13 protein-coding genes are annotated in these 14,955 nt (G+C 61.5%); 4 read left to right on the top strand and 9 right to left on the bottom strand.

Features of this window, described 5'->3' with window-relative positions:
• Nucleotides 1–34: 34 nt before the first annotated feature.
• The 7 genes from NAP1_RS14120 to NAP1_RS14090 form a co-directional block, all read right to left on the bottom strand.
• Nucleotides 35–823 (bottom strand): hypothetical protein, encoded by a 789-nt coding sequence (locus tag NAP1_RS14120; RefSeq protein WP_007166002.1) that lies wholly within the window; start codon nucleotides 821–823, stop codon nucleotides 35–37.
• 31 nt (nucleotides 824–854) lie between these two features.
• Nucleotides 855–1,559, bottom strand: a complete 705-nt coding sequence (gene nth, locus NAP1_RS14115; protein WP_007166001.1) for an endonuclease III — start codon at nucleotides 1,557–1,559, stop codon at nucleotides 855–857.
• Between the two features lie 20 nt (nucleotides 1,560–1,579).
• Nucleotides 1,580–2,023, bottom strand: coding sequence for a CHRD domain-containing protein (locus NAP1_RS14110; RefSeq protein ID WP_050750432.1), 444 nt, complete (start codon nucleotides 2,021–2,023; stop codon nucleotides 1,580–1,582).
• Nucleotides 2,024–2,133: 110 nt separating this feature from the next.
• Complete coding sequence (locus tag NAP1_RS14105; RefSeq protein ID WP_007165999.1) at nucleotides 2,134–2,751, bottom strand: YceI family protein; 618 nt, start codon at nucleotides 2,749–2,751, stop codon at nucleotides 2,134–2,136.
• Between the two features lie 112 nt (nucleotides 2,752–2,863).
• A complete protein-coding gene (locus NAP1_RS14100) occupies nucleotides 2,864–3,541 on the bottom strand; it encodes a TylF/MycF/NovP-related O-methyltransferase (RefSeq protein WP_007165998.1) in 678 nt (225 codons plus the stop codon).
• A 36-nt stretch (nucleotides 3,542–3,577) separates the two neighbouring features.
• Nucleotides 3,578–5,152, bottom strand: a complete 1,575-nt coding sequence (guaA, locus tag NAP1_RS14095) for a glutamine-hydrolyzing GMP synthase (protein ID WP_007165997.1) — start codon at nucleotides 5,150–5,152, stop codon at nucleotides 3,578–3,580.
• Between the two features lie 929 nt (nucleotides 5,153–6,081).
• Nucleotides 6,082–7,608 carry a class I adenylate-forming enzyme family protein gene (locus NAP1_RS14090; protein WP_040465087.1) on the bottom strand — a complete coding sequence of 509 codons (1,527 nt, stop codon included), beginning with the start codon at nucleotides 7,606–7,608 and terminating at the stop codon, nucleotides 6,082–6,084.
• A gap of 142 nt (nucleotides 7,609–7,750) precedes the next feature.
• Here NAP1_RS14090 and NAP1_RS14085 point away from each other — a divergent pair, with 142 nt between their 5' ends.
• The 4 genes from NAP1_RS14085 (at nucleotide 7,751) to NAP1_RS14070 (ending at nucleotide 13,310) form a co-directional block, all read left to right on the top strand.
• The gene (locus NAP1_RS14085; RefSeq protein WP_162013487.1) at nucleotides 7,751–8,653 is read left to right on the top strand and encodes a PIG-L family deacetylase; all 903 of its coding nucleotides are present in this window, start codon (nucleotides 7,751–7,753) and stop codon (nucleotides 8,651–8,653) included.
• Nucleotides 8,654–8,758: 105 nt separating this feature from the next.
• Nucleotides 8,759–11,305 carry a DNA topoisomerase (ATP-hydrolyzing) subunit B gene (gene gyrB, locus NAP1_RS14080; protein WP_007165992.1) on the top strand — a complete coding sequence of 849 codons (2,547 nt, stop codon included), beginning with the start codon at nucleotides 8,759–8,761 and terminating at the stop codon, nucleotides 11,303–11,305.
• Nucleotides 11,306–11,344: 39 nt separating this feature from the next.
• The gene (locus NAP1_RS14075) at nucleotides 11,345–12,514 is read left to right on the top strand and encodes an AI-2E family transporter (protein WP_156777284.1); all 1,170 of its coding nucleotides are present in this window, start codon (nucleotides 11,345–11,347) and stop codon (nucleotides 12,512–12,514) included.
• The gene (locus NAP1_RS14070; RefSeq protein WP_241761224.1) at nucleotides 12,471–13,310 is read left to right on the top strand and encodes a M50 family metallopeptidase; all 840 of its coding nucleotides are present in this window, start codon (nucleotides 12,471–12,473) and stop codon (nucleotides 13,308–13,310) included. The genes NAP1_RS14075 and NAP1_RS14070 overlap by 44 nt, the downstream gene beginning before the upstream one ends.
• A gap of 6 nt (nucleotides 13,311–13,316) precedes the next feature.
• Here NAP1_RS14070 and NAP1_RS14065 read toward each other — a convergent pair whose 3' ends face one another.
• Together NAP1_RS14065 and NAP1_RS14060 are read right to left on the bottom strand one after the other, a co-directional pair.
• Nucleotides 13,317–13,964, bottom strand: coding sequence for a hypothetical protein (locus NAP1_RS14065; protein ID WP_007165989.1), 648 nt, complete (start codon nucleotides 13,962–13,964; stop codon nucleotides 13,317–13,319).
• Between the two features lie 139 nt (nucleotides 13,965–14,103).
• Nucleotides 14,104–14,733 carry a lysophospholipid acyltransferase family protein gene (locus tag NAP1_RS14060; RefSeq protein WP_007165988.1) on the bottom strand — a complete coding sequence of 210 codons (630 nt, stop codon included), beginning with the start codon at nucleotides 14,731–14,733 and terminating at the stop codon, nucleotides 14,104–14,106.
• Between the last annotated feature and the right edge of the window lie 222 nt (nucleotides 14,734–14,955).

The raw sequence follows: 14,955 nt of genomic DNA, 5'->3' as shown, positions 1-14,955 counted from the left end.
CTGAACAGCGCTTCGCACCGGCAGTGGTTCCCGCCTAGCCCTTGGGCTTTAGCAGCTTGTCCGGCCTGATCCGCCGCGCTTCGCCGAACATCGAATAGGTTTTGTTCACGTAATTGGAGACATCGACAATGCTGTCGAGATACTTGTCGAGCTCGGGCGTCTGCTCCTGCTCGACGAGCCTGACGTGCGCGCCCGGATTCTCGGTCTCGAAACGCACGTAGAACCACGGTTCGCCGCGCTTCAGGACGAGCGGCTTCGACGTGTCATGCCATTCGAAGCCCCAGCTCAAGGGGCGCGGCCAGATGTGGACGGGGAAGCGCCCGCCCATCTGCACACCCGGGCGCGGGGTCGCGAAATAGTCGAGATAGGGCGCGGTCTGGACAACGTAGCACGGCTCATCCGCGACGAAGACGTAAGGCGCGGTGATCTGGATGATCGGGCGCTCCGGGTGGCGCCATTCGTTTTGCGGGTGCATCACCAGCATATTCGCGCGGCCCTGAGGGCGCATCGCGGACTTCTCGCCATCGGCGTCGAGCAATTGCAGCTGGCCATTCGGCTGCCGGCCAAAGGACAGCTTGAGGTCGATCGGACAGGGAATGACGAAATGCCGCCGGTCAAAGTCAATCGCCGCCGGGCAGACCTGCACCGATTTGGCAGACGATGGCTTGGGATCGTTGCGGGTGAAGGGCTTGGGCGGAGACCAGATCGCATCGCCGCCTTGCGGGAAGCGCACCGTCCAGCCCACCGTCACGCTGCGCGATTTGCCCTTGGCCTCTGCCTCTCGTTCGTCGGCGTCTTCGGCGAATTGGTCTTCCCAGCTCATGTTCGATCCCGTTTGTTCGTCTGGTGCGCAGTCATGGCGACTTGCGCGCGGTTTCGCAATCGGGCGCTGCCGGACAATCTTCGCAAAGCGCCGCGCGCGGGCGGCAGCAGGTCTGGCCGAGCTTTTTCAGAAGCAGGTGATGCTCGTCGATGTCAGCCGCAGACCACTCCTCCGGCACGATCGGCATCAGCGCATCGTAGGTCTTCGCGGTGTCAGCCTTGGCGGGGACGATGCCCATGCGCTGCATGATCCGGCGGTGATGCCCGTCGATCACCATCGCGCGGCGGTTGAAGGAGCTCGCATTCATGACGCCAGCCGAATTCTTGCGCGCAACGCCCGGCAGCGTCTCGAGCCACGCCATCGCCTCTGCCGTTTCGAGGTTGGACAGGTGACGCAGATCGACCGAGCCACGCTGCTCGATAATGGTGTTGAGGCATTGCTTTAGACGCTGTGCTGCCACTGTAGGAAAGGTCTGGCGCTGGAGCCGCGCCTCCAAGTCGCCGACAGGAGCCGCAGCCACCGCTTCCCACGATCCGTACTCCGCGATCAAGCCGTCGGTAGAGGCGTTCGAGGCAGCGGTCTTGGTTTGCGCGCCGATCACCCCGTGGACCAGCACCCAGACCGGATCGCGGCGCTTGTCGGACGGGCGAATGATCCGCCCGAACCGCTCGATCAACGCGGCCTGCAAGCGGCGCAGGATGCCGGTGCGGGGGTCGGGGCCGAAATTAAGTTGCAACGCCGAACCCCCGCGCTGCTTCAGGACAGGAGCTGGCCGCGAATTGCGCCCTTGGGATATTCGGCGGTGTGGACGTTGACGTAGTAATTCTGCAGCCCTTCGTCGAATGCCGGCTGAACCCAGTCAGTGTCCGAGCTGCACCCGCGCCAGCCACCTTCGGTCGCCTGCGAAAATGCAAGGACGACGGGGCCATCTGTGCCTGCCGCACCGCGATGGATGTGCGCGCCGGTGATCGGACCGAGATTTTCAAGGTCGTTGAGGTCCCAGCAAACCCGCGTCAGTTCATCGGAGAAACTGATCTCAGCGGTTCCCGAGCCGTCGCGGTCGCCCTGGTGCACTTCGTTGGCACCGGTGAGTTCGACGGTGTAGGTGGTCGAGGTCCGCTCGGTATAGGCTTCCTGAATGGTTTCGCAGCCCGCCAGGGGGAGCGCGACGGCGCACAGGAGAAAAGCGGTAAGACGCATAGCAAATCCTTTCGAGGCAATCACCGCTCCATCAACGAGCGGCGCTCCGCCTCGTTCCACGCCTGAGCGGCGCGGCGCTCCAGAACTGCGACGATCCTGTTTGTGACGATTCAGCGCTCAAAGGCGAGGCTGAACGTCACCGGCACCGCTGGCGTGATTGAAGGAAGGCCCGCAAGCTCCTGCAACTGGGCAAGGCCGTCAGTGAGTTCGAGGCGTCCTGCGTCAACGATCACCGGCTTGCTTGACACTGCGAGCACACGGTCCTCTGCGGCGCGTGTTACGGTGACGTCGGCCTGAAACGGCGCTTCGACCCCTTTGAGGCTGAGCGTTCCGTCGAGCGTGGTCATCGCGCTTTCGCCAAGGCCAAGTGCTTCGAACTGCGCGGGGTCGATCTGCGCGGTGACGGTCGCGGTGGGGTTGTCGGCGACCACGAAGAAGATGTCGCGCATGCGTTCATCCCGGATGTCGACGCCGGTGGAAACGCTCGACAGGTCGATCTCGATCGTTGCCGCGCCCTCTGCCGTGATGCCGCCGGTCACAGTTTCAAAGGTATTCGCTTCGGCGATCTCGCCCGCCTTGATCGAAACATAGGACAATTCGGACGCGACCGGATCGACGCTCCACGCCGTGTCGGTGAGCGAGGCGGGTTCGCTTTCGGCAGGGGCACCACATGCGCCGAGCGAAAGGAGCAAGGCGCCGGTGGCACCGCAAGAAAGGAGCGTCTTCATTTTCGAAATTTCCCCGCGAGTTGAAAGGTTCACGAGAGGAGCGAATACCAGAAGACAGCGCCCTCGCAAATGATCCGAATTGGAAGCAATCGGGGCGCGTCGCGGCGCAGGCTCAGTGCGGTTTTCGAACGAACGCGGGCACGCAGTAGAACGGGAGCTTCTCGATCTTGAGGCTGTGCTCGCGCGCAAACGCATCGAGCACCCGCGTCGCGCCCTCGACCGCATTGTAGTCATCGAACACGATTAGGCCTCCCGGGACGACCCTCTCGTAAAGCTGCTCGATCACAAACTGCGTCGGCTCCATCACGTCTAGGTCCAGATGCAGCAGCGCGATCCGGGTCTCGGGCCGCTTCGCAAGGTAATCCGGCAGCGTGTCAAAGACGTTGCCTTCGACGAGTTCGATATTGTCGAACCCCTTGCCAGACAGCACGGACTTGGCTTCATCGAGGCTCAACCCCTCGCCGCCCTTGGCCTCAAACCCCTCGATGAACTCAAGGTCCGCTTCGCTTTCAAGTTGGTCGACGGGGAAGGCTCCGAACGCATCGAAGCCCACGATCCGGCGCGCAAAGTCGTTTTCGAGCGCATCGCGAAAGGTCGCAAAGCGGACGAGCGAGGCAGCCTTGTAGACGCCGAACTCGAAGACGTGTCCGGGCAGGTTGGTGATCGATTTGTAAAGCTCGTAGTGAGCCAGCGCCTTGTTCAGCCGGGTCTTGTGCGAATGCCAGTAGAACCCGTTTTCGTAGTCCCATGACTGATCGGCGCTGAGGCCGCGCAAGGTCAGCTCGCTCATGCGAGCGCCTCCACGAAGGACGGCGCGCCGCCTGGCCTACTCCCACTCGATCGTGCCGGGCGGCTTGCTGGTGTAATCGTAGACGACACGGTTTATCCCCTTGACCTCGTTGATAATCCGAGTGGCTACCTGCGAGAGAAAGGCAGCGTCAAAGGGGAATACATCCGCAGTCATTCCATCTGTGCTTGTCACGGCGCGAAGGCCGCACACCGAATCGTAAGTGCGCCCATCGCCCATCACGCCGACGGTCTTAACCGGCAGCAGCACGGCGAAGGCCTGCCAGATCGCGTCGTAGAGGCCCGCATTGCGGATCTCTTCGAGATAGATCGCATCGGCCTTGCGCAGAATGTCGCAACGTTCCTTGGTCACTTCGCCCGGGATACGGATGGCAAGGCCGGGGCCAGGAAAGGGGTGGCGACCGACAAACGCTTCGGGAAGGCCGAGTTCGCGACCAAGCTCGCGCACTTCGTCCTTGAACAATTCGCGAAGCGGCTCGACCAGCTCCATGTTCATGCGCTCGGGAAGGCCGCCGACATTGTGGTGGCTCTTGATCGTGACGCTCGGCCCGCCGGTGAAGCTGACGCTTTCGATGACGTCGGGATAGAGCGTGCCTTGCGCAAGGAAGTCCGCGCCGCCGACTTTCTTAGCCTCGGCCTCGAACAGGTCGATGAAAGCGCCGCCGATGAACTTGCGCTTCTTTTCAGGGTCGGTGACGCCGGCGAGGCCCGCGAGGAAGGTTTCCTCGGCGTCCACTGCGATCAGCGGGATGTTGTAATGGTCACGGAAGAGCGAGACGACCTGCTCGGTCTCGTTCAATCGCATGAGGCCGTGATCGACATAAACGCAGGTGAGCTGGTCGCCGATCGCCTCGTGAATGAGCACAGCGGCGACCGCGCTGTCGACGCCGCCCGAAAGACCGCAGATCACGCGGCCTTCGCCAACCTGAGCGCGGATTTCCTCGATCTTGGTCTTGCGGAACTCGGCCATGGTCCAGTCGCCCTTGAGGCCGCAGACATGGCGCACGAAGTTGGCGAGCAGCTTGCCGCCGTCTGGGGTGTGAACGACTTCGGGGTGGAACTGGGTGCCGTAGAACTTGCGCTTCTCGTCCGCGATCACCGCGAAGGGCGCGCCGTCGCTGGTGGCGACGATCTCGAAGCCAGGGGCAAACTCGGTGACCTTGTCGCCGTGGCTCATCCAAACCTGATGGCGCTCGCCTTCTTTCCAGAGGCCGTCGAACAGCGCGCATTCCTTGGTCACGGTCAGGTAAGCGCGGCCAAACTCGCCGCCTTCCCCGGTCTCATGTCCCGGGCGCACTTCGCCGCCAAGCTGGTGGCTCATCACCTGCTGGCCATAGCAAATGCCAAGGATCGGGACGCCCGCTTCGAAGAAGGCTTGCGGAGTGCGCGGGCTGCCATCATCGGGAACGCTTGCGGGCGAGCCTGAGAGAATGATGCCCTTGGGATTGAGCCGCTTGAATGCCTCTTCGGCCATGCTGAATGGCGCGATCTCGGAATAGACCCCGGCCTCGCGCACGCGGCGCGCGATAAGCTGGGTTACCTGGCTGCCGAAATCGACGATGAGGATCGAATCTGGGAGGTGCTGGTCATCCATGCGCGGCGGTTACGCCAGCGCAACCGCGAAAGTCCAGCGCGGCGCGTGCGCTTTTGCCTTGTGGTGGGGCTTTCAAGTCGGAGTTCGCGAGAAAAATCGGCGGAATTACGCTTACCCAGCGGTAAAATTTGCAACTTTCGGAAAGCCGGGCAATTGCTAAGTTTCTTCGCGCTCTCAGCATCTTACGCTTTAATCGCGCCACTATGTTGCAAAACTTGCAAATAAATTGCGTATTTTCGCATTTGGGTTTCACGCAATCGAACAGTATCTGGCCTCCAGCGACGCGCCGTCAGGTCCTCTCTCTCCAGCCTGGCGCGGCGCATTTGGTAGGAAAAAGCCGGGAAAACGGCAGCCTGCCAGTCTGCTTGTCGATGAAGCAGGTAGCTCAAACACGGATGTTCGTGACCCGGTGACTTCCAGCACCCGCGTCACATCAAGTGACAACCGTTTATGCAGCGTCCCCTCGCTGCGGCTTCCTGTTGCGCCGCCTGGCACGAAAGCCTCTGGTGCCTCCTTTCCCCCTCTTTGGCACCGGGATCGAGGCTTTCGTTTCCAGACCCGCGCTTTTCATCACTGCGACAAAGCAGCGAGCGAGACGCGGCCACCACTCTCTCCCCCTCCCCCCGAAGGGTGGCCGCGTCTCCCACCCTCTACGTTGCAGACTCGGCTCCGCCCACTCGCTGATCGAGCAATCAGATTGCAGTGAGCGGAAATGACGCTCTCTTGAAGGGTAACAATCTTGCGCCCTGCTTCGTATTTATAAGCAGAAGGCGGGCCCCTCTCCCCTCAAGCCCCCGCCGCAGGAGCATATGATGCGTACGATTACCGAACGCACGATCGCGCTGTTCCTCGCTGTTGTGATCAGCAGCGGGGCCTTCAACACCCTGATCGTGTAACCGCACAGAAAAAGGCCGGGCAGCGCGCTTGTATCAAGCGAGTTGTTCGGCCTTTTCGCGCAAGGTGGTCTTCAAGAGCTTGCCAATATGGCTGCGCGGCATCTCGTCGATCGGATGGAGCGCGGACAGCCGCTGGGTCTTGCCCAGCCGTGCATTGACGCTTGCGAGCACTTCTTCGCACTCGCGCCCATTTTCTTTCAACACCACGAAGCCCACAGGGGTTTCGCCCCATTGCTTTGAAGCGATACCGACCACGGCGGCTTCGACCACGTCGTCTTCACGCTCCAGCTCTGCTTCAAGGTCGCTTGGGTAGATATTGAACCCGCCCGAAATGATCATGTCCTTCGCGCGGCCAACCAGTTCAACGAAGCCATCCTCATCGACCCGCCCGATATCGCCCATGCGCATCCACACACCGCCATCCGGGTCGACATATTGCGCCTCGGATGTTTTGTCGGGCCGGTTTTTGTAGCCGGACATCATGGTGTGCGAACGGCCAATGAGATTGCCCGGAGTGCCGGGCGGCACCTCGTTGTCCTCGTCGTCGAGCACCTTCATCTCGCTTCCGGGAGCGGGGCGCCCGACCGTGTGCAGCTTGTCAGGGAATTCGTGGCAGGCGAGCAGACACACGACCCCGCCTTCGGTCATCGAATAGATCTCAATGAGGCCGCCGGGCATCCGCTCAAGAACCTCGCGCTTCAGCTCGGCGGAGAAGGGTGCGGAGGTGCAGTATTTCATCGCGAGTGACGACAGATCGTGATCGTCGAAGCCCGGATGGTCCATCAAGCGTTGATACTGGACTGGCACAAGCATGGTGATCGTCGTGCGATCGCCTGCTGCATGGTCGAGCCAGCGCGCGCAGTCGAACTTGCCCATGACGCGCACGGTGCCGCCTGCCAGCAGCGGCGCAAGGAACGCGACCATCGTCGTGTTCGAATAAAGCGGCGTCGAGGCGAGCGAGCGGACCTCAAGCCCACTTGCGAGATAGGAAAGCGCGGTCGCGGCAAACTGGCGCCAGCGCATCTGGTGCGAATGGACTATGCCCTTGGGGATGCCTGTGGTGCCGGAGGAATAGATGATGTTGAACGGATCCTTGCGGTCCGGACCGAAAGCCGGCGCGCTAGTGCCTTCCGGTGCCATCCACGCATCCACCTCTTCGAGCCGCACATGCTCAAGGTCGGGCATGAACTCGTCACCCAGTTCTGCGGCCTTACCGGCATCGATGAAGAGATGCCGTGCTCCGGAATCGGCTGCCATGCCCTCCAATTGCTCAGGCGAAGCGCTTGTGGTGAGCGGCGCTGCCACGCCTCCTGCACGCACGGTGGCCAAAAAGACCAGCGCATAGTTGGTCGACGACGCGCCGAGGATCGCAACCGATTGTCCGCGCTCAAGCCCGGTTTCGACGAGCCGCGCTGCGAGCCGCTCGATCCGATCATCGAGCTGCGTCCAGCTACAGGTGCCGCTATCATCCAGCAGCGCAGGCAGGTCGCCAAGCGCCTGTGCCCATTCCTTGATTATGTCGGAGAATGATCCGAAGGGCTGCGCCAGCCGCTCGCTCATGCTTTGCGTAATGCTCTCTCTCGTCATGGCCACATGAATAGCCGCCCGCCTTCCCACGGCAAGCGCGCGTGCAATTTCTTTACGCTGGCACGCCAAGATGCGATCACGCCTAGCGAGGTTGGCGCCAAAGAGAGGATCACCAGTGAGCGATATAAGCACTTTGATTAAAGCGGCGGGAAGCATCCCAGCCGCCATTGCGCTCATGACAGCGCCAGCCTCTGCGCAGATACAGGCCGAGCCAGTACCCGACGATCCGGACAATCCGCTCGAAAGCCTGGAGCGGCCCGCGCAAAGCCAGGAAGCAGGTCCTGCGCCGGTCCCGCAGCTTCGTTCAGCACGGCGAGCAACAGGCCCCAATGTTCTCGCCATTGTCGCTCACCCGGACGACGAGCTTTTCTTTGCTCCCGTTCTGGCAAGGGCCGCGCGCTCGGGCGGCAAGGTCACGGTCGTTTTCGCAACCAGCGGCGATGCGGGCCCCGGGGTGACCGATATGGAGCCCGGCGCTGAATTGGCCGCCTTGCGCGAAGAAGAAGCACGCTGCTCCATCAACGCGCTCGGGGCGTCCGAGCCTCGCTTCTGGCAAATGGGAGACGGGACGCTGGCGGTCATGGCACGAAAGCCGGATAGCCCGATGCGCAGTCTGACACTTCGCGTCGCCGAACTGATCGAAGAGATCGAACCCAATGTCGTAATCACCTGGGGCCCCGATGGCGGTTACGGCCATTCAGACCACCGCGCCATGAACACCGCTGTCACGCAAGTCCTTCAGGCGATGGAAGGCGCGAGACCAGACCTGCTCTACCCGGCGCTTCCGGTGAGCGATGATGCGCCGAGCCAACTTGAAGGGTGGGCCAAAACGCACCCCTCGCTGATCACCGATCGGCTTTCCTACGAGCCGCGAGACCTCGATGCGATGCGCGCCGCTGCCAATTGCTATGAAAGCCAGTTCAATGCTGCCGCACGCGCAGCTCTGCCCGAATTGCTGCACGCCGCTGTATGGCGTGGCAACGTCTTTTTCCGCCTCGCTTTTTCGCGCAGCAACTAGAGCAAAACGCAGCCACTTCGCACGTCTCATCGGAGGCCGTGGAAAAGCGCCTCGGATTAGGCTCAAAAGCTTGGGAATCACCCCTTGCGCGCCTATATGTCTTGTATGGAAGACAACACCCCCGAAAACGGCGCAGGCGCGCCCAAAAACGAAAAGATGAAGGGCGATTACGGCGCCGATTCCATCAAGGTTCTCAAGGGCCTGGACGCAGTGCGTAAGCGCCCGGGCATGTATATCGGCGACACCGACGATGGCTCGGGCCTGCACCACATGGTGTTCGAGGTTTCGGACAACGCCATCGACGAAGCGCTCGCAGGGCATTGTGACCTCGTTCTGATCGAACTGAACCCCGATGGCAGCGTTTCGGTCGAAGACAATGGCCGCGGCATTCCGGTCGACATGCACAAGGAAGAAGGCGTGTCGGCAGCAGAGGTCATCATGACCCAGCTTCACGCAGGCGGTAAATTCGAAAACACCTCCGACGACAACGCCTACAAGGTGTCGGGCGGCCTTCACGGCGTGGGCGTGTCGGTCGTGAACGCGCTGTCCGAATGGCTCGAGCTCGTCATCTGGCGTAATGGCCAGGAGCATTGGATGCGCTTTGAGCATGGCGATGCGGTGAACAGCCTCGAAATCAAAGGCGATGCGCCCAAGGTCGAACAGAATCCCGACGACAACGGCTACAAGAAGGGCACGCGCGTGACCTTCAAGGCCTCGACCGACACTTTCAAGAACGTGACCGAGTTCGACTTCGAAAAGCTTGAGCACCGCTATCGCGAGCTCGCTTTCCTCAATTCGGGCGTGCGTATCCTCATCCGCGACCTGCGCCACGAAGAGCCGATCGAGCATGACCTGTTCTACGAAGGCGGCATCGCCGCATTCGTAAAGTGGCTCGACCGCAACAAGGAAGCACTGATCGAGGACCCGATTTCGGTTTCGGCCGAGAAGGACGGGATCGGCATCGACGTCGCTCTGGAATGGAACGACAGCTACTACGAAAATGTGCTGTGCTTCACCAACAACATCCCGCAGCGCGACGGGGGCACGCACCTTGCCGCCTTCCGCGCCGCGCTGACCAGCACGCTCAACAACTATGCCGAGCGTTCGGGGCTCTTGTCGAAGGCGAAGGTCTCGCTTTCGGGTGAAGACATGCGCGAAGGCCTGACAGCGATTGTCAGCGTCAAACTGCCCGACCCCAAGTTCTCCTCGCAGACCAAGGACAAGCTTGTCTCGTCCGAAGTGCGCCAGCCGCTTCAGTCGCTGATGGGCGAGAAGATGAACGAGTGGCTGGAAGAAAACCCCGGAGATGCGAAGGCGATCATTCAGAAGATCGTCGACGCCGCCGCAGCTCGTGAAGCCGCAAAGCGCGCTCGCGAGATGAGCCGCAAGGGCGCGATGAGCGTCGCCTCGCTCCCCGGCAAGCTTTCCGATTGCCGCGAACGCGATGCGACCAAGGCCGAACTGTTCCTGGTCGAGGGCGATAGCGCAGGCGGCTCGGCCAAGGGTGGGCGTGACAGCCAGTACCAGGCGATCCTCCCGCTGCGAGGCAAGATCCTCAACGTCGAACGCGCGCGTTTCGACCGGATCATCTCCAGCCGCGAGGTCGGCACGCTGATCCAGGCGATGGGCACCGGCATTCGCGACGAATTCGACCTCGAAAAGCTGCGCTATCACAAGATCGTGATCATGACCGACGCTGACGTCGACGGCGCTCACATTCGCACGCTGCTGCTCACCTTCTTCCATCGCCAGATGCCTGAGATCGTGAAGGCCGGGCACCTTTTCATTGCCCAGCCACCTCTGTTCAAGGTCGCAAAGGGCAAGAGCGAGGTTTACGTGAAGGACCAGGCGGCGCTCGACCGTTATCTCGTCGATGCTGGGCTTCAGGGCCGTGTGCTCGAAACATCGGGCGGCGCGCGCTCGGGTGAAGACCTGCGCGCATTGGTCGACAATGCGCTGCGCCTCAAAAACCTCATCGCCTTCGTCCCGCGCCGGTACGACCGCGCGGTGATCGAGCAAATGGCGCTTTCGGGCGCGCTAGACCCCAAGCTTGCGGACGCCGACCGTCTCGCAGCGCTCGAGGCCGCCGCCTCGCGTCTTGAAGCGAGTGATGCAGACGCGAAGTGGAGTGTTTCGGTGCGCGAAAACGGCTCGGTGCAGTTCTCGCGCCTGTGGCGCGGCGTCACCGACGTGCACGAAATCGACGGCCGTTTCCTCACCAGCACCGAGGCGATCAAGCTCCACGGTCTCGCCTCGCCGCTGGCTGATGCCTACGAAGGCTCGGTGCGCCTTGTGAAAGCGGGCGACGTAGCCGAGGAGGAGCCCGACACCGCGTCCGAAGACGAGGATGGCGATGAACCTGCCGCTCTCGCCGAAGATGCGATCACCCGTCCGAGCCAGCTGCTCGACACGGTGCTCGCGGCAGGGCGCAAGGGCCTCTCGATCAGCCGTTACAAGGGCCTGGGCGAGATGAATCCTGAGCAGCTCTGGGAAACTACGCTCGACCCGGAAAACCGCATCTTGCTTCAGGTGAAGGTCGAAGATGCCGACGTGACGGACGAGATTTTTACCCGCCTGATGGGCGACGTGGTCGAGCCGCGGCGCGAGTTTATTCAGGATAATGCACTCAACGTTGCCAATCTCGACGTGTAAGACTTGATGTTTGGCGCGCCAGCGCCGACATCTCGTTTCATGTCAGAGCAGGAACCCAACGACACCAGCGCGCTCGAACATTGGAGCTTTCTGCTGATCCTGGCAGTGGTTTCGATCCTGTTCGTGTGGGTCACCTGGCCCTTTGTCGGCCCGGTCATGTGGGCGGCGCTTGCCGCGATCATGTTCCAGCCGCTGTACAAGTGGTCGCTCACAAAAACGCGCGGACGGCGCAACATTGCCGCCAGCCTGTCTTTGCTGATCATCTTCGTGGCGGTGCTGCTGCCCGCGCTGTGGATCGGATCGCTGGTCCTCGATGAGGCAGTGGGCGTCATCAATGCGTTGCAGGCGAACCCGATCGACATCGCCCAAACGGTCAATTCGATCTTTTCGATCCTCCCGGATTCGCTCCAGCGCATGGCTCTCGAAAATGGCTGGACCAACGTGAGCGTGATGCAAGATCGGCTTGAGAGCCTGCTTGGCGAAAGCGCCGGGCTTATCGCTCAGTCGGCGGTCTCGATTGGCAGCGGCGCGCTTGGCTTTTTCCTGAGCTTCGGCATCGGGCTGTATGTCCTGTTCTTCCTGCTTCGCGACGGTTCGCGCATCGGAGAGACGATCCTTCATTCAGCCCCGATCGAGCGTGAGATTGCCGACAGGCTGGCAGATCGGTTCCTCGGGATCGTGCGCGCCGTGATCAAGGGATCGGGCGTCGTTGGCCTTGTTCAAGGCACGCTGGGCGGCATCATGCTGGCGCTTGCGGGCGTGCCATCGGCGCTGTTGCTGGGCGTCCTGATGGCGATCCTCGCACTGATCCCGGCGGTTGGCACGGCGCTGGTCTGGGCGCCTGCTGGTATATGGCTCATCATCGCGGGCGAGGTCTGGACGGGCGCATTCGTGCTCGCGGCCGGCACTATCGTGATCGCCAGCGTCGACAATGTGCTCCGACCCATCCTGGTGGGCCGCGACACGGGCATTCCCGACTGGATTGTCCTCGTGACCACTCTCGGCGGCATTTCGCTCGCCGGGTTCTCTGGCATCGTCCTTGGCCCGCTGGTCGCAGGTCTGTTCCTTGCGAGTTGGTCGATCCTGCAGGAACAGCGCGCAGAGGATGAGGAGGCGATCGCCAAATATCGCCTGAGGGTCGGCCCCGACGGCAAGACCCGCTCCGATGAAGAGCTCGCAGCAGACGCGGCGTCGAGAGAGGCCGCCTGACGCGATGCAGTCGATGGTTCAACCCGGCAGTCAGGCTGAGCAGGTCGGTAGGCTCGTTCTTGCCGTGGCAGTGGTGATCTTCCTGCCCTCGCTGCCTTTCGGGACCTATCTGATCTACCCGTTTGCAATCCTCACCACATGGTTCCACGAAATGGGGCACGGCCTCATGGCAATCGCGATGGGGCAGGAGTTCGATCGGCTGATGATCTTTGCCGATGGGTCGGGCGTCGCCGAAAGTCGGCTCAACATGGATGTCTCGCGCTTCACCCGCGCGATAATTGCCGCAGGCGGGCCGCTTGGGCCGGTGCTGGCTGGCGCTGGTCTTATAATCGCAAGCGCGCATCAGCGCCTGTGGCGTCCTGTCCTTTGGGGCACGGCGGGCGCGATTTTCGCCTCGGTCATCATCTATGTCCGCTCGCCCGTGGGTTATGCGGTACTGCCGCTCGTGGCTGCGGGAATCTCGCTGATCGCGTGGAAGGCCTCGGACGGCATCGCGCGCTTCACGCTGCAATTCCTTGGCATCCTCGGCGCGATGAGCATGCTGCGCGATTTCAACTACCTGTTCACCGAAGAAGCCCTGATCGGCGGCGAGCGCATCCTGTCTGACACCGGAGCGATCGAAGCGGCGTTGGTGCTGCCGCACTGGGTGTGGGCAGCCCTGATCCTGACGATCTCGGTGGTGTCAGTCGGAGCGAGCCTCAAATATGCGCTCAGCGACAAGCGCCGTGTTCGCATAGCGCCCAAGCGCCCTGCCAATGTCCTGCAATTCAAGCGTTCTTCGCGAGACAAACGCTAGCGCGGATCAGTTTGCGCTGGATGCCACGCGGATCGTGTTGATGCCGCGCGCGCCATCACCCGTTTCTGCCGACAGCCCGATGAAGATCGTGTCGATAATGCGCGCCAGCTTGTCCTCGGTCAGCTTGTCGCCAAGATAGATCAGCGCGTCGGGCAGCGTATAATTCGAGACGATCTGGTTCACGAGACTGAGCGCTTCGTCGATTTCGAGGCCCGCCATGAAGCCGTCCGCCTGCGCCTGCACAATGATTTCGCAAAGGTAGTGGTCGGCAAGGTCGACATAGGACCGCACGCGCTCGAAATTTGCAGCGCCCATTTCGCACAGCAGCGTGAAAGTTTCGGGATCCTTGCGGAAGCGATCGCGCGAAATCACGAAGCGGCTGCGGAAGAACTCGTACATCTTGCGGTTGGAAGGCAAGTCGGCAGCGCGAACCTCTTCCATCGCTTCCATGTGCGGTGCGAGCCAAATCTGCGCGACCGCGTCGAACAGGTCGTCATAGTCGGGGAAAATCTGCTCGAACCGGCTGCGCGCAAGGCCGCTTTCGGCAAGCGCGGTGGGGTAGGAAATCTCCGCGCCGCGTTCCTTGACCATGTCGAGCACCATCCGGCCGATGCGCGCTCGTTCCGCCTGCAATGTTTTCTCGCTGAGTGGCATTTGGGGACCGCCCTCCTGAAGCTTTTGCTTAGATAGGAGGCGAGTGGCTCACCTTAAAGACATATCTTCGCATTGATTTGTGCGCCGCAATATAACCACGCGGCCCACACTTCAAGTCAGCGCATTGCGACGGCAAGCCTCAGAATTCGTTGCGGCCCGCAATGATGTCCCGCGCCTGCTGTTCGAGCACTTTGTAGCGTTCGAGGTCGGGGATTTTGGAGCGGAACCATTCTGCGATTTTCAGAAGATCTTCGCCATAATTGCCCGTTGGCATCATCGGCTGGCTGAAACCGATCGTGCGTTTGTCGTTGTCGGCGTAGGCAAGGACGATTGGCACGCCGGCCGCCTTGGCGATGTTGTAGAAGCCCGACTTCCACTTGCCATCGGAACTGCGCGTGCCTTCTGCGGCGATGACGAGATTGAGCTCCGCGCGGCGGGCGAACTCCTCTTTCATCTGCTCGATGGTTCCGGCGCGCCTGGTCCGGTCGACCGAGATGCCGCCCATGTCGAGCATGAAGTTTTTCATCGAGCCTTTGAAGAGCGTGTGCTTGCCCATGAAGTTGGGCTGGACCTTCTCCTGCTTGGTGGCACCTGCGAAGAACACGAAATCCCAGTTCGAGGTGTGCGGCGCGCCTGCAATGACGCATTTCTTCACGCCCTCGGGAAAGCGCTCAACGATGCGCCAGCCCTTGAGCCAGTAGAAGAACAGGATGATGCGGTTCACGATCCGCGACAGCAGCGTGACGTTACGGGTTTCGTTGTGTTGCAATTGTGCGTGATCCCTCTCTTGGCAGCCTTGCTAGCAGTTACGTAGCGGAATGCGAGGGGGATTTAGTCGAGGTCGCGCAGCTCACCTCTTGCCTCTTGCCAAGCCAGCCAGACATTTTCCGGGTCGATATCGATATATCCGCGTTTCTCGATCATCTGCAGGTGCATATCTCGAGGAAGCGCTATGCAAGGGGCCGTATCCCGTATGTGTAGTACTTCAGCC

The sequence above is a fragment of the Erythrobacter sp. NAP1 genome, assembly GCF_000152865.1.
GTDB lineage: Bacteria > Pseudomonadota > Alphaproteobacteria > Sphingomonadales > Sphingomonadaceae > Erythrobacter.
The sequence above is the reverse complement of the archived record's forward strand: the minus strand, read 5'-3'. Positions and strand labels throughout refer to the sequence as shown.

What these genes read in the sequence shown, in the direction of transcription:
- NAP1_RS14075 (WP_156777284.1), top strand. Translation starts at nt 11,345, where the DNA reads ATGTCAGAGCAGGAACCCAACGACACCAGCGCGCTCGAACATTGGAGC.
- NAP1_RS14105 (WP_007165999.1), bottom strand. Translation starts at nt 2,751, where the DNA reads ATGAAGACGCTCCTTTCTTGCGGTGCCACCGGCGCCTTGCTCCTTTCG.
- guaA (WP_007165997.1), bottom strand. Translation starts at nt 5,152, where the DNA reads ATGGATGACCAGCACCTCCCAGATTCGATCCTCATCGTCGATTTCGGC.
- NAP1_RS14100 (WP_007165998.1), bottom strand. Translation starts at nt 3,541, where the DNA reads ATGAGCGAGCTGACCTTGCGCGGCCTCAGCGCCGATCAGTCATGGGAC.
- NAP1_RS14110 (WP_050750432.1), bottom strand. Translation starts at nt 2,023, where the DNA reads ATGCGTCTTACCGCTTTTCTCCTGTGCGCCGTCGCGCTCCCCCTGGCG.
- NAP1_RS14120 (WP_007166002.1), bottom strand. Translation starts at nt 823, where the DNA reads ATGAGCTGGGAAGACCAATTCGCCGAAGACGCCGACGAACGAGAGGCA.
- NAP1_RS14070 (WP_241761224.1), top strand. Translation starts at nt 12,471, where the DNA reads ATGAAGAGCTCGCAGCAGACGCGGCGTCGAGAGAGGCCGCCTGACGCG.
- NAP1_RS14090 (WP_040465087.1), bottom strand. Translation starts at nt 7,608, where the DNA reads ATGAGCGAGCGGCTGGCGCAGCCCTTCGGATCATTCTCCGACATAATC.
- NAP1_RS14065 (WP_007165989.1), bottom strand. Translation starts at nt 13,964, where the DNA reads ATGCCACTCAGCGAGAAAACATTGCAGGCGGAACGAGCGCGCATCGGC.
- gyrB (WP_007165992.1), top strand. Translation starts at nt 8,759, where the DNA reads ATGGAAGACAACACCCCCGAAAACGGCGCAGGCGCGCCCAAAAACGAA.